Annotated in this window: 24 protein-coding genes and 1 pseudogene; 12 read left to right on the top strand and 13 right to left on the bottom strand. The window is 70.2% G+C overall.

Annotation, left to right across the window (positions count from 1 at the left end; genetic code table 11):
* Nucleotides 1-127 (top strand): annotated as a pseudogene (locus tag WA670_RS43690) (flavodoxin-dependent (E)-4-hydroxy-3-methylbut-2-enyl-diphosphate synthase); the annotation flags it as partial.
* A 51-nt stretch (nucleotides 128-178) separates the two neighbouring features.
* Here WA670_RS43690 and WA670_RS43685 read toward each other — a convergent pair.
* The gene (locus WA670_RS43685; RefSeq protein WP_336162063.1) at nucleotides 179-649 is read right to left on the bottom strand and encodes a nitroreductase/quinone reductase family protein; all 471 of its coding nucleotides are present in this window, start codon (nucleotides 647-649) and stop codon (nucleotides 179-181) included.
* 89 nt (nucleotides 650-738) lie between these two features.
* Here WA670_RS43685 and WA670_RS43680 point away from each other — a divergent pair, with 89 nt between their 5' ends.
* Nucleotides 739-1,344, top strand: coding sequence for a TetR/AcrR family transcriptional regulator (locus WA670_RS43680; protein ID WP_336162061.1), 606 nt, complete (start codon nucleotides 739-741; stop codon nucleotides 1,342-1,344).
* Here the strand turns inward: WA670_RS43680 and WA670_RS43675 are convergent.
* Genes WA670_RS43675 through WA670_RS43665 form a run of 3 tightly spaced genes read right to left on the bottom strand, consistent with a single transcriptional unit; the run spans nucleotide 1,341 to nucleotide 2,896 of the window.
* The gene (locus WA670_RS43675; RefSeq protein WP_336162060.1) at nucleotides 1,341-1,586 is read right to left on the bottom strand and encodes a hypothetical protein; all 246 of its coding nucleotides are present in this window, start codon (nucleotides 1,584-1,586) and stop codon (nucleotides 1,341-1,343) included. The genes WA670_RS43680 and WA670_RS43675 overlap by 4 nt on opposite strands.
* 31 nt (nucleotides 1,587-1,617) lie before the next feature.
* Entirely contained in the window at nucleotides 1,618-2,640 is a 1,023-nt protein-coding gene (locus tag WA670_RS43670) for a DUF2891 domain-containing protein (protein ID WP_336162058.1), read from the bottom strand.
* 1 nt (nucleotide 2,641) lies between these two features.
* Nucleotides 2,642-2,896, bottom strand: a complete 255-nt coding sequence (locus WA670_RS43665) for a hypothetical protein (protein ID WP_037820327.1) — start codon at nucleotides 2,894-2,896, stop codon at nucleotides 2,642-2,644.
* 74 nt (nucleotides 2,897-2,970) lie between these two features.
* Here WA670_RS43665 and WA670_RS43660 point away from each other — a divergent pair, with 74 nt between their 5' ends.
* Together WA670_RS43660 and WA670_RS43655 are read left to right on the top strand one after the other, a co-directional pair.
* On the top strand, nucleotides 2,971-3,795 hold the full coding sequence (locus WA670_RS43660) for a helix-turn-helix domain-containing protein (protein WP_336162055.1): 825 nt from the start codon (nucleotides 2,971-2,973) through the stop codon (nucleotides 3,793-3,795).
* On the top strand, nucleotides 3,792-4,184 hold the full coding sequence (locus tag WA670_RS43655; RefSeq protein ID WP_336162053.1) for a VOC family protein: 393 nt from the start codon (nucleotides 3,792-3,794) through the stop codon (nucleotides 4,182-4,184). Before WA670_RS43660 ends, WA670_RS43655 begins: the two co-directional genes overlap by 4 nt.
* Here the strand turns inward: WA670_RS43655 and WA670_RS43650 are convergent.
* A complete protein-coding gene (locus tag WA670_RS43650; protein WP_238607755.1) occupies nucleotides 4,181-4,516 on the bottom strand; it encodes a cupin domain-containing protein in 336 nt (111 codons plus the stop codon). The two genes, WA670_RS43655 and WA670_RS43650, sit on opposite strands and share 4 nt — an antisense overlap.
* 71 nt (nucleotides 4,517-4,587) lie before the next feature.
* Between WA670_RS43650 and WA670_RS43645 the strand changes: the two genes are divergently transcribed.
* Nucleotides 4,588-5,523 (top strand): GlxA family transcriptional regulator, encoded by a 936-nt coding sequence (locus tag WA670_RS43645; protein ID WP_336162049.1) that lies wholly within the window; start codon nucleotides 4,588-4,590, stop codon nucleotides 5,521-5,523.
* Nucleotides 5,524-5,567: 44 nt separating this feature from the next.
* Here the strand turns inward: WA670_RS43645 and WA670_RS43640 are convergent, their stop codons facing one another.
* On the bottom strand, nucleotides 5,568-8,177 hold the full coding sequence (locus WA670_RS43640; protein WP_336162047.1) for a fibronectin type III domain-containing protein: 2,610 nt from the start codon (nucleotides 8,175-8,177) through the stop codon (nucleotides 5,568-5,570).
* 235 nt (nucleotides 8,178-8,412) lie between these two features.
* Between WA670_RS43640 and WA670_RS43635 the strand changes: the two genes are divergently transcribed.
* The 3 genes from WA670_RS43635 to map all read left to right on the top strand — a co-directional run bounded on the left by WA670_RS43635 (nucleotide 8,413) and on the right by map (nucleotide 11,989).
* On the top strand, nucleotides 8,413-9,738 hold the full coding sequence (locus tag WA670_RS43635; RefSeq protein ID WP_336162046.1) for a glycoside hydrolase family 27 protein: 1,326 nt from the start codon (nucleotides 8,413-8,415) through the stop codon (nucleotides 9,736-9,738).
* Between the two features lie 496 nt (nucleotides 9,739-10,234).
* Entirely contained in the window at nucleotides 10,235-11,089 is an 855-nt protein-coding gene (locus tag WA670_RS43630; RefSeq protein ID WP_037820337.1) for a GNAT family N-acetyltransferase, read from the top strand.
* 42 nt (nucleotides 11,090-11,131) lie between these two features.
* Entirely contained in the window at nucleotides 11,132-11,989 is an 858-nt protein-coding gene (gene map / locus WA670_RS43625; RefSeq protein ID WP_037820338.1) for a type I methionyl aminopeptidase, read from the top strand.
* 234 nt (nucleotides 11,990-12,223) lie between these two features.
* On the opposite strand, the gene WA670_RS43620 is transcribed toward map, so the two are convergent.
* Nucleotides 12,224-12,898 (bottom strand): FadR/GntR family transcriptional regulator, encoded by a 675-nt coding sequence (locus tag WA670_RS43620; RefSeq protein WP_037820340.1) that lies wholly within the window; start codon nucleotides 12,896-12,898, stop codon nucleotides 12,224-12,226.
* Between the two features lie 48 nt (nucleotides 12,899-12,946).
* Here WA670_RS43620 and WA670_RS43615 point away from each other — a divergent pair, with 48 nt between their 5' ends.
* Both WA670_RS43615 and WA670_RS43610 read left to right on the top strand, forming a co-directional pair.
* Complete coding sequence (locus WA670_RS43615; protein ID WP_374204430.1) at nucleotides 12,947-14,221, top strand: CynX/NimT family MFS transporter; 1,275 nt, start codon at nucleotides 12,947-12,949, stop codon at nucleotides 14,219-14,221.
* 59 nt (nucleotides 14,222-14,280) lie between these two features.
* Nucleotides 14,281-14,598: a hypothetical protein gene (locus WA670_RS43610; protein ID WP_238607751.1), complete on the top strand. Its 318-nt coding sequence runs from the start codon at nucleotides 14,281-14,283 to the stop codon at nucleotides 14,596-14,598.
* A 7-nt stretch (nucleotides 14,599-14,605) separates the two neighbouring features.
* On the opposite strand, the gene WA670_RS43605 is transcribed toward WA670_RS43610, so the two are convergent.
* From WA670_RS43605 to WA670_RS43595, 3 genes are all read right to left on the bottom strand, one after another.
* Nucleotides 14,606-14,863 (bottom strand): hypothetical protein, encoded by a 258-nt coding sequence (locus WA670_RS43605; protein WP_043830355.1) that lies wholly within the window; start codon nucleotides 14,861-14,863, stop codon nucleotides 14,606-14,608.
* A 102-nt stretch (nucleotides 14,864-14,965) separates the two neighbouring features.
* Nucleotides 14,966-16,360 (bottom strand): mycothione reductase, encoded by a 1,395-nt coding sequence (locus WA670_RS43600; RefSeq protein ID WP_134669602.1) that lies wholly within the window; start codon nucleotides 16,358-16,360, stop codon nucleotides 14,966-14,968.
* Between the two features lie 70 nt (nucleotides 16,361-16,430).
* The gene (locus tag WA670_RS43595) at nucleotides 16,431-17,291 is read right to left on the bottom strand and encodes a M15 family metallopeptidase (RefSeq protein ID WP_336162039.1); all 861 of its coding nucleotides are present in this window, start codon (nucleotides 17,289-17,291) and stop codon (nucleotides 16,431-16,433) included.
* Nucleotides 17,292-17,463: 172 nt separating this feature from the next.
* Here WA670_RS43595 and WA670_RS43590 point away from each other — a divergent pair, with 172 nt between their 5' ends.
* Nucleotides 17,464-18,282, top strand: a complete 819-nt coding sequence (locus WA670_RS43590; protein WP_134733686.1) for a S1 family peptidase — start codon at nucleotides 17,464-17,466, stop codon at nucleotides 18,280-18,282.
* A gap of 20 nt (nucleotides 18,283-18,302) precedes the next feature.
* On the top strand, nucleotides 18,303-18,734 hold the full coding sequence (locus WA670_RS43585) for a GNAT family N-acetyltransferase (RefSeq protein WP_336162036.1): 432 nt from the start codon (nucleotides 18,303-18,305) through the stop codon (nucleotides 18,732-18,734).
* On the opposite strand, the gene WA670_RS43580 is transcribed toward WA670_RS43585, so the two are convergent.
* From WA670_RS43580 to WA670_RS43570, 3 genes are all read right to left on the bottom strand, one after another.
* The gene (locus WA670_RS43580; RefSeq protein ID WP_336162034.1) at nucleotides 18,731-19,897 is read right to left on the bottom strand and encodes an 8-amino-7-oxononanoate synthase; all 1,167 of its coding nucleotides are present in this window, start codon (nucleotides 19,895-19,897) and stop codon (nucleotides 18,731-18,733) included. The two genes, WA670_RS43585 and WA670_RS43580, sit on opposite strands and share 4 nt — an antisense overlap.
* A gap of 832 nt (nucleotides 19,898-20,729) precedes the next feature.
* Nucleotides 20,730-22,439, bottom strand: a complete 1,710-nt coding sequence (locus tag WA670_RS43575) for a DEAD/DEAH box helicase (RefSeq protein ID WP_238607747.1) — start codon at nucleotides 22,437-22,439, stop codon at nucleotides 20,730-20,732.
* Between the two features lie 321 nt (nucleotides 22,440-22,760).
* Nucleotides 22,761-23,717: a serine protein kinase RIO gene (locus WA670_RS43570; RefSeq protein WP_336162031.1), complete on the bottom strand. Its 957-nt coding sequence runs from the start codon at nucleotides 23,715-23,717 to the stop codon at nucleotides 22,761-22,763.
* Nucleotides 23,718-24,131: the final 414 nt, after the last annotated feature.

Genomic DNA, 24,131 nt, shown 5'->3' with positions numbered 1-24,131 from the left:
GGGCGAGGTCATCAAGACCGTGCCCGAACACGCGATCGTGGAAACCCTCATCGAGGAAGCCATGCGGATCGCCGAGGAATCCGGCGAGTCGATCGGCGAGGGCGCTCCGAGCGTCACCGTCGGCTGAGTTTTCCCTGCGAAAGGGCTCCCCGGCTTCGGTCGGGGAGCCCTTTCTTTTTCAGCGGCGTTCCAGCAGGACGACCGGTACCTGCCTCCCGGAAGCGGCCTCGAACTCGGCGAATTTCGGGACCTGCGCGATCTGGTCCGCCCAGATCTTGGCGCGTTCCTCCCCGGCGGTCAGCCGTGCTTCGACCGGGATTTCCTCCGCGCCCGCCTCGATGACCGTCCGCGGATTCGCCATGAGATTGCGGTACCACGCGGGGTCGCGCGGACTGCCGCCGTGCGTGCCGAAGACCGCCCAGCTGTCGCCGACCGGCTGGTAGAACAGCGGGCTGATCCGCGCTTTCCCGGTTTTCGCCCCGATGTGGTGCACGAGGATCAGCGGCATCCCCTTTTCCGGAAACCCCGGCAGATACGGCGGAACTGGTCGGCCCGCGGCGAATTCTTCCGGACTGCTCCAGGCGACGTACCCGGCATTCTCGCGGAATTCGGCGCGAATCCGGACATTCCAGTCGTCGAGGGTGAGCACGGCATCTCCTTCACTAGGCGGAGCACTTGCTCCGCAAAGTAGCACACTAGACGGAACAAGTGCTCCGGGTAAGCGAGTATGCTCGGCGCATGGCCGTGGCTGACCCGCAGACCCCCACCCGCCGTCGCGCCCTCCGTGCGGACGCGATCCGCAACCGGGAGGCGATCGTCGAAGCCGCCGCCGAGGTGATGGCGGAGCAGGGAGCCGCTGTAGACGTCCGCGAGATCGCCCGGCGCAGCGGGGTCGGCATGGGGACGCTGTACCGGCATTTCCCGAAGAAGGAAGACCTCGTCCGGACGGTCCTGGACCAGGACTTCTCCCGGTGGGCCGAGTCCGCGCGCCAGGCAGCGATCGAGGCGGACGACCCGTGGGCGGCGCTGACCGATTTCTATCGACAGGCGTTGTCCGGCTGCGCCCGGCACCGCGCGATCATGGAGAGCTTCGCGCTGACGTGGACGGACCCCGATCCGACGGGGATCCCACAACTCCGTGCGGTTCTGGAGGAGCTACGGGCGCGCGCGGAGGAGTTGCTGCGGCCCGGGGTGACTACGGATGATCTGGTGCTGCTGCTGATCTCGCTGGGGCACGCGGCGCAGTTCACGGACGCTTGCCGGCCGCACATGTGGAACCGGCTGCTGCGGGTTTCCCTCGACGGATTGCGGGCGGAGCATCGGGAGCCGTTGCCGGAAAGCTAGCCGCCAGGGGTGATCGTGAGCCCGTGGCGCGGATCCGGCACGGCGTCGAGCGCTGTCCTGACTGACGGCTGGTCGCAGAATTCGTCGCGGATCGCCTCGGTTCTGAAGGCGATCTCGAAGACGACGCCGCGTTCGTGCGTCCGCCAGGACCATCGCACCGCGCGGTCGATGATCGCGGCTTTGAGCAACGCGTCGGAGTAGGTGCGCCGCCAATCGCTCGCCGAGGATTCTCCGTCGAGCACTTCGATGGATAACCATGGATCCGACACTGCTCTAGGCCTTCCCCGCTTCGGCGTCGCTCAGCAGAAGCAGCGCGTAGTAAGCCAAGAAATGCTCCACCGCATACGGCCCCTCCGCCACCTGCGGCAGCCCAGCCTCCGCATGCTCGCGCGAAGCCGCCTCAATCACCGCGACCCGGGCGTCCCGCTCCGGCAGCGCCGCCGCGATCCGTTGCCAGCACCACGCGCGGTGGAGGTTGAGCCCGTGCAGATGGGCGATCAACCCGTCGGAAGCGTCGGTCACCACCGCGGGAGTGAAGAGCGCCGCCGGGTTCCGCTCGTCGATCCCCGGCAGGAAACCCTCCAGCCAGGCACCGAAATCGGGTACCAGCTGGCTCATCAGCTCGGCTTCGGCCAGGGCGGGGCTGAGGAAATCAGCACCGGACGGTTCCCAAGCCCCGGGGTAGTCGCGGTCCTCCCCGAACCAGCGCCACGCCGTTTCGGTGAGGACCTGCAACAGCTGCGGCTCGCCCCGGGAGGCCAGGTGCCGAGCGTAGGGAAGCGCACGAGAGATTCCGAATGCGCCGTTCTCGTGCAGCCCGTACCGAATCGGGTACGTGACCTTCGGCAGCCAGTCGAGGAAGCGGGTCACGAAAAGCCTGCTCAACGGTTGCAGCGCCGCGGTCCAGCGCGCGGCGTCCGGGTCGTCCCAGGTGGCGGTCTCGAACGTCAGCGCCAGCAGGATCGACCAGCCATACGGACGCTGGGTCGTACGGTGCTGCTCCGGCGCGAAGTAGGCGGCTTCGGCAGCCAAGGCGGGCTCAGTCAGGTGCGCGTTCAGCACAGCGCGGATCTCGTCGGCCGGGACGAGCGTCGGGTATCGGCGCAGTAGATGCACCAGCACCCAGAACATTTCCACGCACGAATGCCAGTCGAAGCTGCCGTAGAAGCAGGGGTGCAGCTCGCGGATCGCCGGGACGGGAGTGTCGTCGAGGCGCCAGTGGCTCTCGTAATGCGGATACTCGCGTACGACATTGGCCAGCGCGACTTCCGCCAACTCGCCGGCGTGCGCGACCATGTCAGCCGCGCAGGTGATGTTGGGCGGCTTCGCGGATCTGGATCCGGACGTTCTCCAGCGAGGCCGCGACCTCGTCGATCTGCCGGATCGCGATCTGCACCGACCCCTGGATGGCGGTCGCGGAGCCGGTTTCGCCGAGCAGGCCGAGCACCTGGGCCTGCAGGTCTTCCAGTTCGCCCTTGGTGGCGAGGGCGATTCCGGTCGGCACCTGGTCGGCGAGCAGTTCGAGCTGCTGCGCCTGTTCCTGGATCGTCATCGGGCTTCTCCTCATCGTGGGGACCGCTCTCCCGTGGTAGCAGAATTCGCCCGCATCGGGGCTAGCCTGGTCGCGTGAGTCACAGCTGGGCCGCCCGTCCGCCGCATCCGGTGCTGCGGGGCCTGGTCACGCGCTACGTCGGGTACGCGCAGGAGAACGTCACCCTCGAGGTGCACCGCGGGCTGCCGTCGCGGCACATCACGCTCGTGATCAGCCTCGAAGACCCGATCCGGTACGCCGGGCTGGCCGGGGCGGGAGCGCTGCAGAGCGTGGTCGGCGGCCTGCACACCGAACCCGCGCTGATCACGCAGGACCGGGTGCAGCGCGGGGTGCAGCTGGAGCTGGACCCGCTGGGGGCGCGGACGCTGCTGGGCGTCACCGCCGCGGAGCTGACCGGCCGGGTAACCGACCTCGCCGACTTCGGCGGCGACCTCGCCCGTTTGCCGGACCGGCTGGCCGCGGCGGACGATTGGCGCACCCGGTTCGCGATCCTCGACGAGGTGCTGGCCGCGCGGACGGTCGAGCGCGCCGAACAGCCGCCGGAGCTGGACCGCGCGTGGCACGAGCTGCGCCGCAGCGGCGGGCTGTTGCGGGTCGGCGAGCTGGCGAACGAGGTCGGCTGGAGCCGCCGTCATCTGGGGGAGCGGTTCCGCGCCGAGCTGGGATTGGCCCCGAAACAGGCGGCCCGCGTACTGCGATTCGAGCGGGCGGTGCGGTTGCTGCGCACCGGGCATCGCGATCTGGCTGGGATCGCTTATGCCGCAGGGTATTACGACCAGGCACACTTCTCGAACGAGTGGCGCGCGCTGGCGGGGTGCTCGCCGCGGACGTGGATGGCTGAGGAGCTCCCGTTTCTCCAAGACGAGTCGAAGACCCCCGCCGCACAATCGGTGGCATGACTCCGCAACCGACAGTCTGGCCCGCTTTCCGTTACAACGACGCGCGCGGCGCGATTCGCTTCCTCACCGACGTTCTCGGCTTCGAAGAAACCCTCGTGGTGCCCGGAGAAAACGGCGTCGCGCACGCCGAACTCCGTTGGCCCGAAGGCGGTGCCGTGATGCTGGGCAGTTGCGGCGGCCCAGCCGACGGTGTGCACGACGAGATGAAACCCGGTGCCAGCGCGGTGTACTTGGTCTCGGACCGGGTCGACGAGATCTACGCCCGCGTGCGCGAAGCCGGTGCCGAAATCAGCCTGGAGCTGCACGACACCGACTACGGCTCGCACACGTTCACCGTCCGCGACCCCGAGGGGAACGCCTGGACGATCGGGAGTTACCGCGGCGCTTAGCCCTCGGGATAGAAGACGAACAGCGTGCAGCCGGTCGCCGAAGCCGGGACGTGCCACGAACCCGCCGGGGCGTGGATGAACGTGCCGGCCGGGTAGTCGCGGGCACCGTCGTTGAAGGTGCCGGAGACGACGAAGACCTCTTCCGGACCCGGCTCGTGCACGTCGCGTTCGGGCCACGTGCTGCCGGGATCGAACTCGACCACGTTGGCGTGCGCGCCGTTTTCGCCCTTCCACAGCGGGCGGAGGCGGATGCCGGGGAACAGGTCCTTCACCGGGGCTTCACCGGCCGGGACCGAGGTGTAGCCCGGCTGGGCAAGGATTTCGGAGTGCATGACACCTAGGTTGGCTTCCCGCGCCCGCGCGGGACAGTGTCAGGAAAGACGTCATCAGGTACTTTCTTGCCATGCATCGTGTGGTCGCCCTCGTCCGGCCGGTGCAGTCGACGTTCGAACTCGGCTGCGGCGCCGAAGTGTTCGGCACGCCGAGAGACGGCGTGCCGCAGTACTACGAATTCGAGGTGTGCACCGAGAATCCCGGCCCGGTGCCGACGTCGGCCGGGTATGCGATGCACGTGTCCATCGGGCTCTCCAAGCTCGCCACGGCCGACACGGTGCTGATCCCCGGCTGGCTCCCGGTCGAGACGCCGCTTTCCCCGAAGGTGCGCCGGGCGTTGCTGAACGCGCACGAACGAGGCGCGCGGCTGGTCACGATCTGCTCGGGTGTCTTCGCGCTCGCGCAGACCGGACTGCTGGACGGAAGAACGGCGACAACGCACTGGGCGCGCGCCGAACAGCTGCGCCGGGATTTCCCGGCGGTGCAGGTGGAACCGGACGTGCTGTACGTGGACCACGGCGACGTCGCCACCAGCGCGGGTGCGGGAGCGGGCATCGACCTATGCCTGCACCTGGTCCGCCAGGATCACGGAGCGGCGCACGCGGCGCTCGTCTCGCGGCACATGGTGATGCCGACGCATCGCGAGGGCGGGCAGGTGCAGTACGCGCCGCCGCAAGCGTCCGCGAACACGTTGGACGGGCTGCTCGACTGGGCGGGGGAGCGGTTGGGCACGCCGCTGTCGGTGGAGGATTTGGCTGCCCGCTTGCGGATTTCGCCGCGGACGCTGGCTCGCCGGTTCGCTGATCAGCTCGGGACAAGCCCGGGTGCGTGGCTGTTGTCGCGGCGGGTGGCCGAGGCGCGGCGGCTCCTGGAGGAGACGGACCTGCCGGTGGACGCGATCGCGGTGCGGGTCGGCCTGGCGTCGGCGGTGAACTTGCGGCGCCGGTTCCGGGCGCAGGTGGGGACGACTCCGGGGGCCTACCGAAGGGCTTTCCGGATAGGGTGATCGGCGCGCACCGGCAGGGAGGTCCGGTACGCGCCGATCACCGGTTACGCGGTGGTGGCTTGCACCGTCACCGCGGGGCCGACGCCGTTTCCGGTGACGGCGGCGATGGTGAACGTGTACGCGGTGCCGGACTTCAACCCGTCCACGACGCGGGTCAGGCCCTTCTGGGTGGGCTGGCTGACGATCGTGTCGCGTCCGGTGACCTCGATGGTGCGGCCGTCGGACACGGTGATCCGGTAGCCGATCACCGGGGTCGACCCGGTTTCCGCCGGCGGCGTCCAGTGGATGCTCGCCGCGTCGGTGCTCGGCAGCGCCTTCGCCTTGGTCGGGACAGCAGCGAGCTGGGTGCCCGGCTGCGCGACGGTGACCGGTGCCGAAGGCAGCGACGGCAGGCCAACCCCGTACCGGTTGCGCGCGGCCACCGTGACCGTGTACGTCTGGCCGTCAGTCAGCTTCGGGATCACCGTGTACCCGGTGCGCGCGAAGTCCTTGGCAGACACTGAACTCGTGACACTGTGCTTGCCGTCCGACGCGGTCAGCAGGTAATCCTGCACCGGCGCACCGTTCTCCGCGACAGTCGGATTCCAGGTCGCGTACAGCTGGCCGGACACCGAGAAGGTGCCGATCCGCGTCGGGGCCTGCGGAGCGGACGCGCCGTCGATCCGGCGGTTCAGCACCGAGCGGTGGCCCGGTTCGATCCCCGCGTTGTCCACAATGGACTTAGGTGCGGCGGCCGGGTTGTTCAGCAGGTGGTTGCCCGAGGTGATGACGCCCTTCTTGTCGCCGTCCGGATCGCCCTGCTCCCAGTAGTTTCCGGAGATGACGGTCGGGTCGTTGTTGCCGAGCGAGTCGCGGTAGTCGACGTGCGTGGAGGCCACGTTGGCGTACGCCGCGTGGTAAAGCACGTTGCCGGAAACGGTTTCGTAGGTGCAGCCGTTGTCGGTGTAGACCGACTTGCCGAGGCCCCACTGGTCGTAGATGACGTTCCCGGTCACCTTCTCGCCCTCGGCCTGCGACGGGCCGGTGATGCCCTGGGTGTAGATGCCGCCGCCGTCGTCGAGGGAAAGCATGTAGTCGTGGATCAGGTTGTCCGACACCACGTTGTTGCGCGAGACGTTCGGCGTCGCGGCCTGCTTGATCTTGTCCGGCCAGCCGCCCCAGCCCATCGAGATGCCGGAGTACGCGACGTGGTCGATCTGGTTGTGCGACACGACATTGTCCTGCGAGTACCCGTTGACGATCGGCACCCCGCCGGTGAATTCGCGCGGCATGCCGTACAGGTGGTTGTTGGTCACCTTGACCCGCGCCGTCAGGTCCGCGCCGGCTGCGGTCGGCTTGCTGACCCCGCCGATTTCGACGCCGTTGCCGGAGATGTCGGTGAACACGCTGTCGGACACGCTGCTGTCCTGGGCGCCCTCACCGAGGTCGAGCCCGACCGCGCCGAGGTGCGCGAACACGGTGTCCCGGAATTCGATCCGGTGCCCGTGCGACATCGAGACGTTGCCGGGTTCCTTCGTCCAGTCCGCGTACGGGCACGTGCCGCCGGGCGTGAACTGGCAGAGACCTTGCGTGGCCCAGCCGCGCTCGCCGGTGATCCGGTAGCCGGCCTGGATTTCGGAGAAGCCTTCCGGCGACGACGGTTCGAGCCAGGTCGCGTAGGAGAACTGGATGCCGCGGAACGAGATGTCGTGGATCGGTGCTTCGGCGGTGCCGCGGCCGTCCACGAGCTTCTCCAGCGCGGGCATCTCGACGTCGGCCCAGTGCAGGTTCTCGCCCTTGCGCGGCAGGTAGTACACGGTGTGCGCGGAGCGGTCGAGATACCACTCGCCGGGCGTGTCCAGCAGTTCGAACGCATTCTCCACATAGGACGGTTGCCGTCCGTTGGTGAGATCGCCGGGGCCGACCATGTTGACCGAACGGCCGGGGATGTCGGCGAACATCACGCGCCGGGTCGAGTTGTCCCAGCACGGCTGCGCCATGGTGATCGTCGTGCCCTGCGCCGACGCGACCGGGCAGCGCGGCTCGGTCCACTGGCCGAGGCCGTTGCGCTCGACGTTCCACAGCTCCTCGCCGCTGGTGTACACCAGTTCGAGGTCGCTCGGGTTCCGCCAGTGCGCCATGGTGTCCGCGGACGCGGTGTACCCGGTGTCAGTCGCCTTCACCGTGACCGGAAGCCGTCCGGACGCTCGCTGCGCGCGGACGCCGTCGACGTACAGCTGGCGAGTGTTGTCCAGTCCGGCGGGCGCGGGCGCGGAGTAGAGGCCGGGGCGTCCGGCGACCGGATGCCAGCCGGTGACCTGCTTGCCGCCGCTGACCACGGTGCCCGGCGAGCCCTGCCAGACGACCCGGTGGCCGTTCGTGCCGGAATCGGAGGCGTCGAGTTCGAGCGGTTTGTCGAGCCGGTAGGTGCCGGAGGCGACGTGCACGGTCAGGTCGGAGTTCAGGTGCGCGGCGCGTTGCCGGACGAGCTGCTGGGCGCGGGGGAGCGTGCGCACCGGCGACCAGACGGCCCCGGAGCCGGAATCGTTGCCCCACGGCGAGACGTACACGTCCTGGCTGCCCGGCCACGCGGCCGCCGCACCGGCGGGCAGCAGCGCGGTCGCGGTCAGCGCCGCGACCGCGAGCCCGAGGGTGCGCGCTGGTCTGAACTTCATCCGGGACCTCCGTGTTCGCCAGTGAACGACGCTGGGGCGCGCCGCAAGAAAGATAGGATCTATTCGCGATCGTGTCGAGAGGTCTCCGACGGATATTCCCAGCATTCACGGTGGTGAACAGGGTTGATCCGGTCGGCGGGTTCCGTCCCGGCTAGCGGTCAGTGATCCGATGAATCATTGCTGCTGTCGCCGCGCCGCTTGTACAACGAAGCGATCCCCGGGAGAGGTGGTCGCGATGAAGCGAAGTCGGATCGGTGTGCTGGCCGCGGCGGTGGCGGTGCTGGCCGGAGCGCTGGCGGGAACAGCCGCCGCGGACAGTCAGTCGATCGAATCCTGGACGCCGGTGGCGAGAACGCCGCCGATGGGCTGGAGCAGCTGGAGCGCGCTGCGCCGGAAGTTCACCGAGGAAACGATCAAGGCGCAGGCCGACGTCATGCACGACCGGCTCGCCGCGTACGGCTACCGCTACATCAACATCGACGCGGGCTGGAACGACCACGTCGACGAATTCGGCCGCGTCGCGCCGGACCCGAAGAAGTTCCCGAACGGCATCGCGTCGCTGGCCCGGTACCTGCAGCAGCGCGGCCTCAAATTCGGCATCTACCTGGTGCCTGGCGTCCCGGCGCAAGCGGTCGCGGCCGATTCGCCGATCGAGGGCACTCCGTACCGGGTGCACGACATCGTCATGGCGGGCGCGGGCAACACCGCGGACGACAAATCCGCGAAACTCGACTTCAGCAAGCCCGGCGCGGCCGCGTACGTCCGCTCGCAGGCGCGGCAGCTGGCGTCGTGGGGCGTCGACTACATCAAGATGGACTTCGTCGGACCCGGCGGGGGCAAGATCCCGGCGGACAACCGCGAGGACATCCGGCAGTGGCACGCGGCGATCCAGGCGACCGGCCGCCCGATCCACTTGGAACTGTCGAACTCGCTCAGCATCGCCGAGGCCGCGACCTGGCAGCGCTACAGCAACGGGTGGCGGATCGAGGGCGACATCGAGTGCTACTCGCACTGCGTCGGCCTCACGAACTGGGACGTGCGGGTCAAGCTGCGCTTCGCCGACGCTCCCAAGTGGACTGGCTTCGCGGGCCCCGGTCACTGGAACGACCTGGACTCCATCGAGATCGGCAACGGCGACGCGAACGGCATCACCCCGGACGAACGGCAGAGCGTCATGACGCTGTGGGCGATCGAAGCCTCGCCGCTGCTGCTCGGCACCGACCTGACCAAACTCGACCCGGACGACCTGAAACTGCTCACCAACCGCGAGGTGCTGGCCGTCGACCAGGCGGGACGGGCAGCGCGTCCGGTTTCGCAGGCGACCCAGCAGCAGGTGTGGTTCAGCCCCGACGGCCGCGGCGGAGTGACGGTCGCGCTGTTCAACCTGGGCTCGACGGAGGCCCCGGTGACCGCGTCCTGGCAGGACCTGGGTCTGCGCGGCCCGGCGGCGGTGCGGGATCTGTGGACGCACCGGAACCTGGGCGTGAGCCGGGACAGCTTCACCGCGACGCTCGCGCCGCACGCTTCGCGGCTGCTGCACCTGGTCCCGCGGCATCACTGAGCTCCCGCACGCGGCGGCCGCCGTCCGTGAAGGGCTCCTTCGCGACCGGCTGCGGGTCGTGAGGGGAACCCTGCGGGAATCTGCGTCCGTGAGGGTGGCCCTCACGGACCTTGCCGTGCCCGGGCGTCCGTGAAGGGCTCCTTGCGGGAATCCAAGTCCGGGAAGGGGCCCTTCACGGCCCGCAGGCGTCGTCGGCGAGGGGAGCCCTGCGGGAATCTGCGTCCGTGAGGGTGGCCCTCACGGACCTTGCCGTGCCCGGATGTCCGTGAAGGGCTCCTTCACGGACGCTGATTCCCTCGGGGAGCCCTTCACGGATCCCCGGGGAAGCTCCGGGGGCACCCGGGCGGGGTGCCTCCGGAGCCCTCTTCCGCGGATTCGGGCACGGTCGGTGGCGGAGCCCGCCGGGGCGCCGCCGTTCGGGTGCGAGGGCCGTTCATCTCAGCGTGTCGGCCGGCTCGCGTTCCGTTCACCCGGTTCATCTGGCACTCTGGACCCCGTGTTGCGGCTTGCAGGTGCACGGCTGCTCGATGATCGGGACTATCCGGCGGTGCGCGCTGCACTCGCCGCCGACCCGGTGGGCAGCTGCATGGTCAGCGCCCGGGTCGAGGCGGCCGGTCTCGACCCGTGGCGTCTTGGTGGCGAGCTGTGGGCGGCCGACGCCCGTCCGGTGCGCGCCGGGCGGCTCACCGGGCTGTGCTTCGCCGGGCCCAACCTGATCCCGTTGCGCGGCAACGCTTCGGCGCTCCGGTCCTTCGCCGACCGGGCGCTGCGCCGCCAGCGCACCTGTTCCTCGCTCGTCGGTCCCGCCCCGCAGGTGCTCGGGTTGTGGGACGAGCTGTCCTCGGAATGGGGCCCGGCCCGCGAGGTGCGCGGCGACCAGCCGCTGATGGCCCTCGAAGGCGACCCGCTGGTGCCCGCCGACCCGCAGGTCCGCACCGTCCGGCCGCACGAACTGGACCGCTACCTCCCCGCAGCCGTCGCGATGTTCATCGAGGAGGTCGGCGTCGACCCGCGCGCGGGCGACGGCGGGGCCAGCTACCGCGCCCGGGTCAGCGAGCTGATCTCCACCGGCCGCGCGTTCGCCCGGTTCGAGGACGGCGAGGTCGTGTTCAAGGCCGAGATCGGCGCGATGTCCGCGCGGGTCGGCCAGATCCAGGGCGTGTGGGTGCACCCGGACCGGCGCGGCGGCGGGCTCGGCACCGCGGGCACCGCGGCGGTGGTGAACCGCCTGGTCCACGGCCTCGGCCGGACCGCGAGCCTGTACGTGAACGGGTTCAACGCGCCCGCGCTGGCGGCATACCGGCGGATCGGGTTCCAGCAGGTCGGCCAGTACGCGACGGTGCTGTTCTGAGCTGGCTGCGCCGCGGCCGGGCGAGGTCGTAGGCTGGGGGACATGTCCGTTCGCGCCCCGTTGAAGCCCGGCGTCCAGACGCCGCGCCGTGCCGTCCCCGCCGACATCGCCCGTCCCGAGTACGTGGACCGGCCGGCGCCGAAACGGGACACCGGCAACGGAGTGCGCACGCCCGAGGTCATCGAGGCGATGCGGGTCGCGTCGAAGATCGCCGCGCAGGCGCTCGAGGAGGGCGGCAAGGCGGTCAAGCCGGGCGCGACCACCGACGACATCGACAAGGTCGTGCACGAGTTCCTGCTCGACCACCGCGCGTACCCGTCCACGCTCGGCTACCGCGGCTACCCGAAGTCGTGCTGCACCTCGCTGAACGAGGTGATCTGCCACGGCATCCCGGACTCGACCGTGATCGAGGACGGCGACATCTGCAACATCGACGTGACGGCCTTCATCGGCGGCGTGCACGGCGACACCAACGCGACGTTCCTCGCCGGCGACGTCTCCGAGGAGGTGCGGCTCCTGGTCGAGCGCACCCGAGAGGCGACCGCACGCGCGATCAAGGCGGTCCGCCCGGGCCGGCAGCTCAACGTGATCGGCCGCGTGATCGAGGCGTACGCGAAGCGCTTCGGCTACGGCGTGGTCCGCGACTTCACCGGCCACGGCGTCGGCCCGGCCTTCCACACCGCGCCGACGGTGCTGCACTACGAGGAGCCCTCGGTGCAGACGCTGATCGAAGAGGGCATGACCTTCACGATCGAGCCGATGATCACGCTCGGCACCATCGACTACGACCTGTGGGCCGACGACTGGACGGTCACCACGAAGGACAAGAAGTGGACGGCGCAGTTCGAGCACACCCTCGTGGTGACTGCTGACGGCGCGGAGATCCTGACGCTCCCGTAAGACGCCTCGTGAGCGGCGGTGCCGGTTCTAACCGGCGCCAGCACTCACGAGCCGCTGCGGGTTGCGTCGAGCTGGGCGGTCGTGAGTGGCTATGCCGGTTCTGACCGGCATAGCCACTCACGAGGCCTGACCAGCCACCGCAGCAGCCTTTGCCCCGCCTCCGCCGCACCGCCGCTCCGTGACAGTGCGCCGGTTGTCGTGATCGCGTAGGCCGGTTCTAATCGGCCTACGCACTCACAAGCCCTCGGCCCGCGCGATCAACTCGTCCAGGAACCCAGCCGCCTCCTCGGCAGCCCGCCCGGCGTCGCGCGCCTCGATCGCGTCCACCAGTTCCCGGTGCCGGATCATCTCCGCGTGCTCCGGATTATCCGAAGTGGACGCCACGCTTGCGGTGATCGCCTCCATCAGGCCGCGGTAGAGCTCCAGCAGCAGCCCGTTGTGTCCGCAGCGGACCACGACCTGGTGGAATTCCGCGTCGCTGCGGGCGAAATCGTCGAGGCGGCCCTCGTCCCAGTCGGTGTCGCGCCGGTTGAGCAGGACGCGCAGTTCCGCCAGGTCTTCCTCGGTGCGCGCGGTCGCGGCCAGCCGGGCGCCCTCGACCTCCAGCAGCCGCCGGACGTGCAGCACCTCGCGCAGTTCCGTCCCGCACAGGCGGCGGATCGCGCCGGACACCTCGCTCGTCGCGCGCACGTATGTGCCGTCACCCTGGCGGACTTCCAGGATCCCGGTGTGCGCCAGCGCTCGCACGGCCTCGCGGACCGTGTTGCGCCCGACGCCGAGCTGCGCCGACAGTTCCGGCTCGGTCGGGATCCGGTGCCCGATCGGCCATTCGCCCGCGGTGACCGCCTCGCGCAGCTGATCGATGACCTGGTCGACGAGTCCGGCGCGGCGGGTGGTGGCCAACGGCACAGCCTGATCCCTTCATCCAATCATCCTACGTATGGAATAGTAGCGCACATGCCCGCCGACTCCCGAGACGCTGCAGCCGTGTCCACCGCCACCTATTCCGACCGGCTCGAGCTCGAACTGGAAGGCAGCCTCGAGGAGGAGGTGCCCGCCGGTCGCCGTCCGGGCGTGGTGGCGGGTGGCGTGCTGCTCGCGGTCGCGGTGGTGCTGACGGCGATGAACCTGCGGCCGGCGATCACGAGTGTCGGCCCGCTGCTCGCGGAAATGCGCGGCAGCCTCGGCGCGTCCGCGGTGTGGGCGAGCATCCTCACGACCCTGCCCGGCCTCTGTTTCGCCGGCGCCGGATTGGCCGCGCCCGTGCTGTCGCGCCGCCTGGGCATCGGCCCGGCGATCGGCCTCGCGCTGGCGGTGCTGACCGCGGGCCTCGCGGTGCGGGTGCTCGACGGACCGTACGTCGTGCTCGGCGGCACGCTCGTCGCGACCGCGGGAATCGCGCTGGTCAACGTGCTGATCCCGGTGGTCATCAAGGATTCGTTCCCGGCTCGCGTCGGGCTCATGACCGGCGTCTACACCGCGGCGCTGCAGGGCGGCGGCGCGGCGGGTTCCGCGCTGAGCCCGCCGCTGGAATCGGCCCTCGGCGGCTGGCGCGCCGCGCTCGGCAGCTGGGGAGTGCTGTCGGCGATCGCGTTGGTGGCATGGCTGATCGCTTCGCGCGGCACCGGCCGTCCGCCGCGTCCGGCCGCGGGCTCCGCTCCCGCCCGGTCGCTGATGCGCAGCCCGCTCGCATGGATCGTCACGATCTTCTTCGGCCTGCAGTCGTTCATCGCCTACGTCGTGATGGGCTGGCTGCCGCAGGTGTTCATCGACTCGGGCGTCAGCAAGGCCGACGCCGGTCTGCTGCTCGGCCTGATCTCGGTGATCGCGGTGCCGATCAGCCTGGTGATCCCGCCGATCGCCGCGCGGCAGAAAAGCCAGAGCCCGTGGATCGTCGGCATGGGCGTCTTCGGCGCGGCCGGCATGCTGGGCCTCGTCATCGCGCCCGGGTTCTCGCCGCTGCTGTGGAGCATCCTGCTCGGCATCGGGATGAGCGTCTTCTCGCTGGCCCTGACGGTGATCGCGCTGCGAGCCCGGACCGGCGCCGAGACGGCGAGGCTGTCGGGAATGGCGCAGGGCTTCGGCTACCTGCTGGCCGCGGTGGGGCCGTTCGTGTTCGGCCTGCTGCACGACGCGACGGGCAGCTGGACGGTGTCGTTGATCGTGCTGCTCGTGGTGATGGTGACGCAGATGATCTTCGGTGCGCTGTCCGGGCGGCGCCGTTTCGTGTGAGGCTGGCGTGACTGTGTCACGCTGAGGCCATGACGGCGCGGCCACGACGGAGCGGCATAGTGAGCCGAGCGGTCTTCTTGTGCCTGATGGCCGTCGCCGGGGTCGCGCTGATGTGGTTCACCATCGACGTCTTTTTCGTGAGCTGGAAGCCGAAGTGCCAGCCCTCGCCGGAGGTGCGCTGCCAATGGGTGGACAGCGGGAAGACCGCGACCGTCGCCGACCAGTGGGATCAAAACGCCTTCATCGTGGCCGTCATGTTCGGTCTCAGCGTGTTTCTCATTGTCGCGCCTGTCTTTCTGGCGATCCGCGACGTCCTGCGCCGCCGGGACGAAAGCTTCGAGGCTCAGCTGCGCGGGTCGGATCCGCCGCACAGCTGAACCTCTCTCAGCTCGCCAGCGCCGCCTCGGGCAGCTGGCCAGTGCGCCGGACGTCGTCCAGCGCGGCCACCGCGACCGCGAGGCATTCCGCGGCCCGTTCGGACGGCATCGCCCGAAGCTCCTCCAGCAACGCGAGCGTCGCGGCTGTCGTCCCGAGCTCGGCCCGCCGCACGGCGAACACCAGCTCGAGATCCGTCACGTCGGTCCAGCGAGCGGCCAGATTCTCCGCGGCCGCAACGATTTCCCCGGCGATCATGTCGGTCATGTCAGTCCCCGCACCTCCGCGGAGAACAGTAACAACGCGACATCCTTGTTACCCGATTCGGGAATCCCCGCCCCGGGTGATCAACTCTGGGTATCCCCGGAGTCAGTCCAGCGGCAGATTCAGCAGCGCGTTCTCCACCAGTTCCGGCATCGCCGGGTGGATCCAGTACTGCCCGCGCGCCATCGACCGCGCGTCGAGGCCGAAGCTCATCGCCTGGATCAGCGGCTGGATCACCGTCGACGCCTGCGGGCCGATGATGTGCGCGCCCAGCAGCTGCCCGGTCGCCGGATCGGCCAGCAGCTTCGCGAAGCCGGAGGTGTCCTCCATCGCCCAGCCGTAGGCGATGCCCGCGTAGTCCTGCTTCGAGACCACAAAGGACAGTCCGCGCTCGGTCGCCTGCGCCTCGGTCAGCCCGACCGACGCCACCTGCGGCGAGGTGAACACCGCGTGCGGCACGAACCGGTGGTCGGCCTTGATGCGGTCGTCCGGGTGCGCCAGATTGTGCTGCACCACGCGGGCTTCGTGGTTCGCGACGTGCTTCAGCTCCAGCGGCGACGAGATGTCCCCGAGCGCGTAGATGCCTTCGACGGACGTCTGCTGGTAGTCGTCCACCACAACGTGCCCGCGCTCGGTGGTGGCGACGCCGGTGGCGGCCACGTCGAGCAGATCCGAGTTCGGCTTGCGGCCGGTGGCGACCAGGATCAGGTCGGCCTCGACGGTCTCCGCGCCCTGCGGGCCTTCGAGATCCAGCGCGACCCCGTTGTCCGTGCTGCGCGCGCGAACTGTCTTGCGGTCCAGCCGGACGTCGAACCGCTGCGAAGCCAGTTCGGTGAACCGGGCGCTGACGTCCGCGTCCTCCTGGCGCAGCAGCGCGCCGGAACGGTTCACCATGGTGACCGCGACGCCGAACGACGCGAAGACGTGCGCGAACTCCGCCGCGATGTACCCGCCGCCGAGGATGACGATCCGCTCCGGCAGCGTGTCGAGCCGCATGACCGTGTCGGAGGTGTAGTAGCCGGTTTCGGCCAGCCCCGGCACGTCCGGGATCACCGGCCGCCCGCCCGCGGCGAGCACGAACCGGTCCGCGGTGACGACCTCGTCCGGACGGCCGTCGGCGAAGCTGACCCGCAGCTCCTTCATGCCGGTGAACCGGCCTTCGCCGCGGTAGACGTCGACGTTGCGGTTGTCCTCGTGGTTCTCGCGGTACTCCGCGCCGCCCTCGGCGATCGGGTCGATCCGGCCGAAGATCCGGTCGCGGATGTCCGGCCAGCGCACCGCGGTGAGCTCTTCGTCCACGCCGAAGCGCGAGCTGTGCTCGGGCGTCGCGGCGACGTCGGCGGCGTAGACGAACATCTTCGTCGGGATGCAGCCGACGTTCAGGCAGGTCCCGCCGAACACGCCCTTCTCGACGATGGCCGTCCGGAGGTCGGCGAACTCCGGCCCGAGGATCGAGTTCCCCGATCCGGTCCCGATGATCACCAGGTCGTAGTGCGGCACGGCGGTCCTTCCCGAAAGCGGTCTGCTGCAAGCCTAGTCAACCCCGGATGCCCGCCCCGGTGTTCCCGGCTCACTCGCCGTTGGCTGTGAAATGCATCCGGTCGACCGGCGACTTCCACGCCCCGCCCCACTGCCAGCCCGCCGCGGCGAACGCGCGCACGACCGGGCCGCCCGCGGTGACCATCCCCGGCCGCACGTTCGCGCGGTCGACGTAGGCGGACGCCAGTTCGGGGAGGACGAGGTCGTCCTTGGTGTAGGGGTTGCAGAACGGATTGACGTCCACCGCGAGCCCGTACGCGTGGGCGGACCAGTTCTTCTGCCCGCGCACCGGACGGCAGACGAACGCGCTGGTGTCGTTGCCGTCGCCGGTCGGCGGGGCGTCGAGTTCGGCGGGGGAGGTGATGCGCATTTCCTCGATGGGGAACTGCTGCGCGTACAGCTCGCCGAACGCCCTGACCACCCCTGGAGCCGCGTCCTTGTTCACCAGGAGCTCGCCGGTGTGCGTGCGATGGTCGAAGCCCCAGAAGGAAAGCGTGACGTACCGGAGGTCGGCCGACGAGACCGGACAGGCGGCCTGCCAGGTGCTGCGCTTGAGCACGGCGTCGGGGACGTCGGCGATCTTCGAGGTGTACGTCGTGCCGGACGGCGGCGGGAGGAAATCCTGGGTCGGCAGCGAACGGTTCACCAGTTCGGGTGGAGTCGGCCGGATCTCGCCGAAGCCGTCCGGGCGGCGCGGCAGCGGATGAGCACCCACCTGCCAGGTGACGGCGGGCGCGCTCGTCGCTGTCCGAGTTGCCGGAAGTGTCGGACTCGGCGGTGCCGACGGCGCGCTCAACGGGCTCGGCGGGGGAGTCGCGGGGGTGCTGGTGGCACATCCGGCCAGCAGAAAGAGCGTCAGCGCGCCGGCCGTCGCGGCTGTTTTCCGTCGCATGCCCCCAGCTAAGCGAATGCGCTCGGTGTATAGAGACTCCACCCGTTCCAGTGACACCGTTTTGGGCTTGGCCCGTTTAGGGTAATCGCGGCCGTGTGTGCACGCGCCGGAGTCGGTTGATTCCCGTGCGCGTCCAGGCTGTGCCGTCGTAGTGCCGATGAAGGGAAAGCCCATGCCCGCGAAGTTCCGTCGTCCGGTCCTGCTCGCGGCGGGCTCGCTGCTCGCCGCCGCGATCGCGGTCCCGGTCGGCTCGGCCTGGGCGGCGACGCCGTCCGACCCGGGTTCGCACGCGCAGCCCCGGATCGTCGGCGGCAGCGAGGCTTCGCTGGCCGACCACCCGTACGCGGTCTACCTCACCGACCAGAGCGGCTCGCAGTTCTGCGGCGCGGTGATCGTGAGCCCGTCCGCGGTGGCGACCGCCGCGCACTGCGCGAAAGCCCTGCCGAAGTCGTCCGTCCACGTGGTCGCGGGCCGCCAGGACAAGCGGAGCAGCGACGGCGTGGAACTCGGCGTCTCGCGGGTCTGGGTGAACCCGGACTACAGCGACCCGACGAGGGGCGACGACATCGCGGTCCTCACCGTGCGCGGACGGCTGCCCTACCGCGCGGCGAAGGTCGCGGACAAGAGCGACCAGTCGCTGTACGCGGAAGGCACGCAGGCGACCGTGCTCGGCTGGGGACGGCTGTCCGAAGGCGGGGAGCGGTCGGACGTGCTGCGCAGCGCCCAGGTGCCGCTGGTCAGCGACTCCACGTGCAAAACGGCCTACGACACCTACGACCCGTCGAGCATGGTGTGCGCCGGCTACCCGCAGGGCGGCCAGGACGCCTGCCAGGGAGACTCCGGCGGCCCGCTCGTCGAGGGCGACACGCTGATCGGCATCGTGTCCTTCGGCGACGGCTGCGGAAAACCAGGCAAGCCGGGGGTGTACACGCGGGTTTCGCAGTTCTCCGACGACATCGCGGCCCAGTCCCAGGCGCGGCTGTTCGGCTGAGCTGTGTTAAGCAAGGCGGCGTGACGACTCTGCACCGCGCCGCCGGGCCCGACCTCTCCGCTGCCGACCTGTACGCGATTCTCCGGCTGCGGTCGGACGTGTTCGTGGTGGAACAAGACTGCGTGTACGCCGACATCGACGGGCTCGATCTGCTTCCGGAGACGGAGCATTCCTGGGTGGCCTCCGATACCGAAGTCCTCGCGTGCCTGCGCGTTCTGGCCGAGCCGAGCGGCGGACGGCGCATCGGCCGGGTGGTGACCGCGAAGTCCGCCCGCGGCCAGGGTTTGGCGGCGCAACTGATGGCGGCTGCGCTGGACGGGGCGACCGGCGCGTTCGTACTAGACGCGCAGACCTATGCGCAGCAGCTTTACGCGCGGTTCGGTTTCGTGGCTGAGGGGGAGGAATTCCTCGAGGACGGGATCCCGCACATCACCATGCGCCGCCCGGCTTAACCGCGGGGCGCGGTCGCGGCGATCACCTTCACCGCGCGGTCGATGTCCGCCTCGGACAGATCCGCGCGGGCGGTAAGCCGCAGCCGGGAAACGCCGTCCGGCACTGCGGGCGGGCGGAAGCAGCCGACCTGAATCCCTTGCTCCGCACAGGCTTCCGCCCACGCGGTCGCAGCTTGCGGCGACGGCGTCCGCACCGCGACCACGGCAGCCTCCGGAAGATCGACCGGCAGACCGGCGTGCTTCAGGCTCATCGCCAGGTTCCCGGCGTTCTCGATGACCTTCGCCGGCAGCTCCGGTTCGGACTTGAGCACCTGCAACGCCGTCAGCGCCGCAGCGGCACTGGCCGGCGCGAGAGCCGTGTCGAAGATGAAGCTGCGAGCCGTGTCGACGAGATGCCGGATCACGCGGCGCGGACCGACCACTGCGCCGCCTTGCGCGCCCAAGGCGTTGGAAAGCGTGAGCGTGGTGACGACGTCCGGCGCCGACGACAATCCCGCAGCGCTCACCGCGCCCCGTCCGCCTTCGCCGAGGACACCGAACCCGTGCGCGTCGTTGACGACCAACGCAGCACTGTGCGCACGACAGATCTCGGCGAGTTCGCCCAGCGGCGCGACCTCACCGTCAGCGGAAAACACCGAGTCAGTAACCACAATCGCCCGCGGTTTGCGTCGGGTGGCCAGCGCGTGCTTGATCGCCGACGGAGTCGAGTGCTCGACAGCCGCGATGTCCGCGCGGGACAGCCGACAGCCTTCGACCAGCGACGTGTGGACGTATTTGTCGGTGACAATCGCCGATTCGGCCCCGGACAGGGCGGTCACCGCGCCGAGGTTGGCAGTGAATCCGGAGGAGAAGACGAGCGCCGCCTGGGCCCCGCAGAAGCGGGCAAGCTCGTGTTCGAGCTCGACGTGCAGCTCGGTGGACCCGGTGAGAAGACGCGATCCAGTCGCCCCGGCCCCCCACCGCAACGCAGCCGCGGCGGCTGCCCCGGCGACGCGCTTGTCGCGGGCGAGGCCGAGGTAGTCGTTGCCAGCGAGGTCGAGCACGGAGTGCTGCGCGGGCCGAGGATTCATCCGCCGCGAGAGACCGGCTTCCGCCCGCCGCTGGCCTTCGGCTTCAATCCAGTCGAAGACGTTCTCAGGCGGCAGCGGCGGAGTGTCAGTCACTGAGGCAGTGTCGCATCCGGCCGGGTGCCGCGTTCCCCACCCCCGCTTCGAGACGGACGGGAAGCGGGGCAGGGCAACGGAAACAGACTGGTGCGGAGGGGTTGGGCGGGGTGGGCGCGGGCTCTAGTTGGCGGTGATGGGGTGTCGGGCGCGGCTGTCGGGGTGCGGGCTGGCTGGTGGAGCGGTGCTCCGACGAACGAGACCCGTGGTTCGGCTGTGCTGTGTCGGAGCGGGTGTTCGGGGGTGCTGGCTAGCGTGTGACCCCCTGCTCAGCGGTGGCGGTACGAGCTGGCGGTACGAGCTGGCGGTGCGTGGTTTGGCGAGCGCGACGCCTCCTTGGCGAGGATCGTTGTGGCGGGGCGTGGGCTGGCTGGCGAGAGAGGCCGGTGCTCGGCGGCGATCGCTGCGTCGAGGCGTGGCTGCTGGGAGTGCGGTGACCGCTGTGGATTGCCGGTACGCCCGGGGCAGGCCATTACTTGGGCAACATCGCTGTGTCGAGGCGCGCTTTGCGGCGTGGGACTGGCTGCCGCGCGCGACCCCTGCTCAGCAACAGTCGCTGTCCCGGGGTACGGGTTGGCGGAGCGTGGTTCGGTGGGCGAGATCCGCCCTCAGCGACGGCCGCCGTGTCGGGGTTCGGGCGCGGGCTGGCTGGCGCGCGAAACCCTGCTCGAAGAAGACTGCTGCGTCGAAGCGCGACTGTCGGGGTGCGATGGCGTCCCGGCCTGACGCCGAGCCCAGGCCCGGCCGCGGCATGCGACCTGGTTCAGCAGGCGGACCCGGCCCGGAAACGAAGAACGGCCCCGCCGAAGCGGGGCCGTTCTCCAGAAATCAATCAGGCGTCGTGGCCGCGGCGCGGGCCGCGGCTCGGGCGGCCGAAGCCGCCGCCGGAGCGGGACTGCTGGCGGCTGCGGCTGTAGCCGCCACCGCCGCGGTTCTCGCGGGAGCCGTAGCCACCTTCGCGGGCGTAGCCGCCTTCGCGACCGCCCTCGCGCGAGTAGCCGCCCTCGCGGGCGTAACCGCCTTCGCGGGAGCCCCGGCCTTCGTTCGAGCCGCGGTTGTAGCCGCCTTCGCGGGGACCGCGGTCCTCGCGCGAGCCGTAACCGCCGCGGTCTTCGCGCGAGCCGCGGTAGCCGCCGCCTTCGCGTCCGCCGCGGTAGCCGCCGCCCTCACGCGGGCCGCGGTAGCCGCCGCGGTCGCCGCCGAAGCCTCGGCCGCCGGAGCGGCGCGGGGACTCCCGGCGACGCTCCACGACCGGCTCGCCGCTCGGCTCGCGGGCGCCGGTGATGCGGGACAGGTCGTCGTCGTGGGTGCGGATCATCGTGGTCTCGGCGCGCACGCCGGCCCGGTCGGTCATCCGGCGGACGGTGCGCCGCTGGTCGTGCGTCACCAGGGTGACGACGATGCCGGACGCGCCCGCCCGGGCCGTGCGGCCGGCGCGGTGCAGGTAGTCCTTGTGGTCCGCGGCCGGGTCGACGTGCAGCACCAGCGAGATGTCGTCGACGTGGATGCCGCGGGCGGCGACGTCGGTGGCCACCAGGACCGCCGCGTGGCCTTCCTTGAAGTCGGACAGGACGCGGTTGCGCTGGCCCTGGGTCTTGCCGCCGTGCAGGGCCACCGCGTGCACGCCGCTTTCGCGCAGCCGCTCGGTGAGCCGGTCCACGTGGTGCTTGGTGCGCACGAACATGATCGTGCGGCCCTCGCGGGCGCCGATCCGGGTGATGATGTCCTGCTTGTCGGAGTGCGACACCTGGAACAGGTGGTGGTCCATCGTGGTGACGCTCGCGGTGGACGGCGCGACCGAGTGCGTGACCGGGTCGGCCAGGTACTGCCGGACCAGCTTGTCGACGTCCCCGTCGAGCGTCGCGGAGAACAGCAGCCGCTGTCCGCCCGGAGGGGTGAGGTCCATGATCTCGCGGACCTGCGGCATGAAGCCCATGTCGGCCATCTGGTCGGCCTCGTCGAGCGCGATGAAGTTGCAGTCGCCGAGCGAGGCGGTGCCCTGGCGGACGTGGTCCGACAGCCGGCCCGGGGTGGCGATCAGCAGGTCGACGCCGCGGGCGAGCGACTCCGCCTGGCGGCCGAAGGACATGCCGCCGACCGCGGTGCGGCACCACAGGCCGAGGGACTTGGCGAGCGGGGTCAGCGAGTCGGCCACCTGCATGGCCAGCTCGCGGGTCGGCACCAGCACGAGCGCGCGGGGGCGCTTCGGGCGGGCCTTGCCGCCGTCGAGCCGGGCCAGGATGGCCAGGCCGAAGGCCAGCGTCTTGCCGGAGCCGGTCTGGGCGCGGCCCAGCACGTCGCGGCCGGCCAGAGCGTCCGGGATGGTCGCGGACTGGATCGGGAACGGAGCGTCGATGCCCGCCTCGGAAAGCGCCCGCAGCAGCGGCTCGGGCAGGCCCAGCTGGGCGAAGGTCTTCACGGCGGGGGTTTCCACCGTGTCGTCGTGGAGAACGTCTCCACCGGCCGGCCGGTGCCGCGGCTTGCGCTCGGGGCGGCCCGCTCGGGAGCGGGCGGACTGGCCGGAGTCGTACGTGATCGTCACAAATGCCTCTCGGACGTGGCACGTCGCAAGGAGGCCCGGGCTGCCCGCGCGCAGGCAGGGCAAGATGGTGTGGCGATGGGCGTTCACAGGGACGGACCCGGTGTGCCGAGCCATGGCATGGCACACCGACGGAAATTGCTTCGGATGGCCGCGAGTCCTTCTGCGGACTGTGGAGGCGACGGACACCAACTCATCCACGCCGCCGTTGCGGTCTTGACACACTCTACCTGAGAGAGAGCGGTTGCCCCGCACCCAGGTGCGTGGTTGTGGGCGGGGTCGCAGGTGTGGCCTGTCGCACAACCCGCGGCCCCGCCCGGGGACTCAGCCGAGACCGGCCGCGTTTTCCAGTTCCCGCACCAGGTCATCGGTGCCGGTGACCTGTTCGGACAGTCCGCGGCTGTGGAACCAGCCGGCGAGATTCGCGACGTCGCGGGCGAGGAATTCCCGGCCGCGCGGGTTCGCGATCACGTCGACCGCCTGGGGCAGGTCGATCACCATCAGGTGGCCTTCGTGCACCAGGAGGTTGTACGCGGACAGGTCGCCGTGCGCGAGTCCTTGCCCCGCCAGGAGTTCCAGCGCCGACACGGCCTGCTCCCACAGGCCGGCCAGCTCGTCCGGCCCGGGCCGCAGCTGAGCCAGCCGCGGCGCGGCGGTGCCGTCGGACTCGCCGAGGAACTCCAGCAGGATCTCGGTGCCGTGCCGCTGCACCGGATACGGCACCGGCGCGCCGATCGTCCACAAGCGACTGAGGACGGCGAACTCCGCCACCGCCCACTGTTCGGCGATCAGGTTGCGGCCGAACGAGGTGCGCCCGGCCATCGCCCGCATCTCGCGGGACCGGCGCATCCGCCTGCCCTCGAGATAACCCGCGTCGCGGTGGAACAGCTTGTGCTCGTCTGAGCGGTATCGCTTGGCTGCCAGCAGAACTCCGTCTTCTCCGGGAAGGTTGCGGCGCAGCAGATGCACGTCGGCTTCCTTGCCGGTCTTGAGCACGCCGAGGTCGGTGTCGACCGCGGCGAGTTCGGTGACCACCCAATCGGGCCGCGGATGCGGACCCTGGTCGGCGTCGTCCCAGTTGGTCCATCGGTCGGCGCCGTCGGGCAGTGCGGTTTCGGTGTAGGCGTCTTCGCGAAGCTGGGCGAGACGGACTCGCTCGGCTTCGGTGAGCCGTCCCCGGCGAGCGGGGGCGGGCCCGTCGTCGAAGCGGGGGCGACGGCGCATCCGGCGGTCGGTGTAGTCGGAGGCGTCGGAAAATTCGTCGAAATCGTGCTCGCGCACTGGTGGGTTCTCCTAGATGAGGGTGCCCACCGGGCGAGCGCGTGCTCTAGCCGAGGCGGGCGGGCGGAAGAGGGCAGGACAGCGCCCGGACAAACTCCACGACGCACCTCCCTTGCTTCCGGCAGCCGACGGCAACCCGTCGGACGCCGACTACCTTGCCGACCGTCTCGAACTCGCGCAACTGATTTATTTCGCCCGCTCGGCGCGCGTGTGCGGCGTTGGGGCTTCTGGTTGTTGTTTCCGGGACTGGTCTAGGGGATCACTCCGTCTGGGTGGGTGGGGTGGCTCGTTGGTTGAGCCGCGTGACTGGACTGTTTCGCGCCCGTCTGCCGTGTGCGTGCGGGTCGGGGAGCTTCTTGTCGGTCCCGGGACTCGGCTGGGGCGATCCGGGCGGGAGAGGGGCTTGGTTTGTCG

The organism is Amycolatopsis sp. VC5-11 (assembly GCF_037034185.1).
Lineage (GTDB): Bacteria > Actinomycetota > Actinomycetes > Mycobacteriales > Pseudonocardiaceae > Amycolatopsis > Amycolatopsis nivea.
This window is presented reverse-complemented; position numbering and strand designations above follow the sequence as displayed.

Excerpts from the sequence above, each read along its gene's own strand:
- map (WP_037820338.1), top strand. The coding sequence starts at position 11,132 with ATGTCCGTTCGCGCCCCGTTGAAGCCCGGCGTCCAGACGCCGCGCCGT.
- WA670_RS43645 (WP_336162049.1), top strand. The coding sequence starts at position 4,588 with ATGCATCGTGTGGTCGCCCTCGTCCGGCCGGTGCAGTCGACGTTCGAA.
- WA670_RS43635 (WP_336162046.1), top strand. The coding sequence starts at position 8,413 with ATGAAGCGAAGTCGGATCGGTGTGCTGGCCGCGGCGGTGGCGGTGCTG.
- WA670_RS43595 (WP_336162039.1), bottom strand. The coding sequence starts at position 17,291 with ATGCGACGGAAAACAGCCGCGACGGCCGGCGCGCTGACGCTCTTTCTG.
- WA670_RS43655 (WP_336162053.1), top strand. The coding sequence starts at position 3,792 with ATGACTCCGCAACCGACAGTCTGGCCCGCTTTCCGTTACAACGACGCG.
- WA670_RS43670 (WP_336162058.1), bottom strand. The coding sequence starts at position 2,640 with ATGGTCGCGCACGCCGGCGAGTTGGCGGAAGTCGCGCTGGCCAATGTC.
- WA670_RS43680 (WP_336162061.1), top strand. The coding sequence starts at position 739 with ATGGCCGTGGCTGACCCGCAGACCCCCACCCGCCGTCGCGCCCTCCGT.
- WA670_RS43615 (WP_374204430.1), top strand. The coding sequence starts at position 12,947 with ATGCCCGCCGACTCCCGAGACGCTGCAGCCGTGTCCACCGCCACCTAT.
- WA670_RS43650 (WP_238607755.1), bottom strand. The coding sequence starts at position 4,516 with ATGCACTCCGAAATCCTTGCCCAGCCGGGCTACACCTCGGTCCCGGCC.
- WA670_RS43665 (WP_037820327.1), bottom strand. The coding sequence starts at position 2,896 with ATGACGATCCAGGAACAGGCGCAGCAGCTCGAACTGCTCGCCGACCAG.
- WA670_RS43640 (WP_336162047.1), bottom strand. The coding sequence starts at position 8,177 with ATGAAGTTCAGACCAGCGCGCACCCTCGGGCTCGCGGTCGCGGCGCTG.
- WA670_RS43605 (WP_043830355.1), bottom strand. The coding sequence starts at position 14,863 with ATGACCGACATGATCGCCGGGGAAATCGTTGCGGCCGCGGAGAATCTG.
- WA670_RS43590 (WP_134733686.1), top strand. The coding sequence starts at position 17,464 with ATGCCCGCGAAGTTCCGTCGTCCGGTCCTGCTCGCGGCGGGCTCGCTG.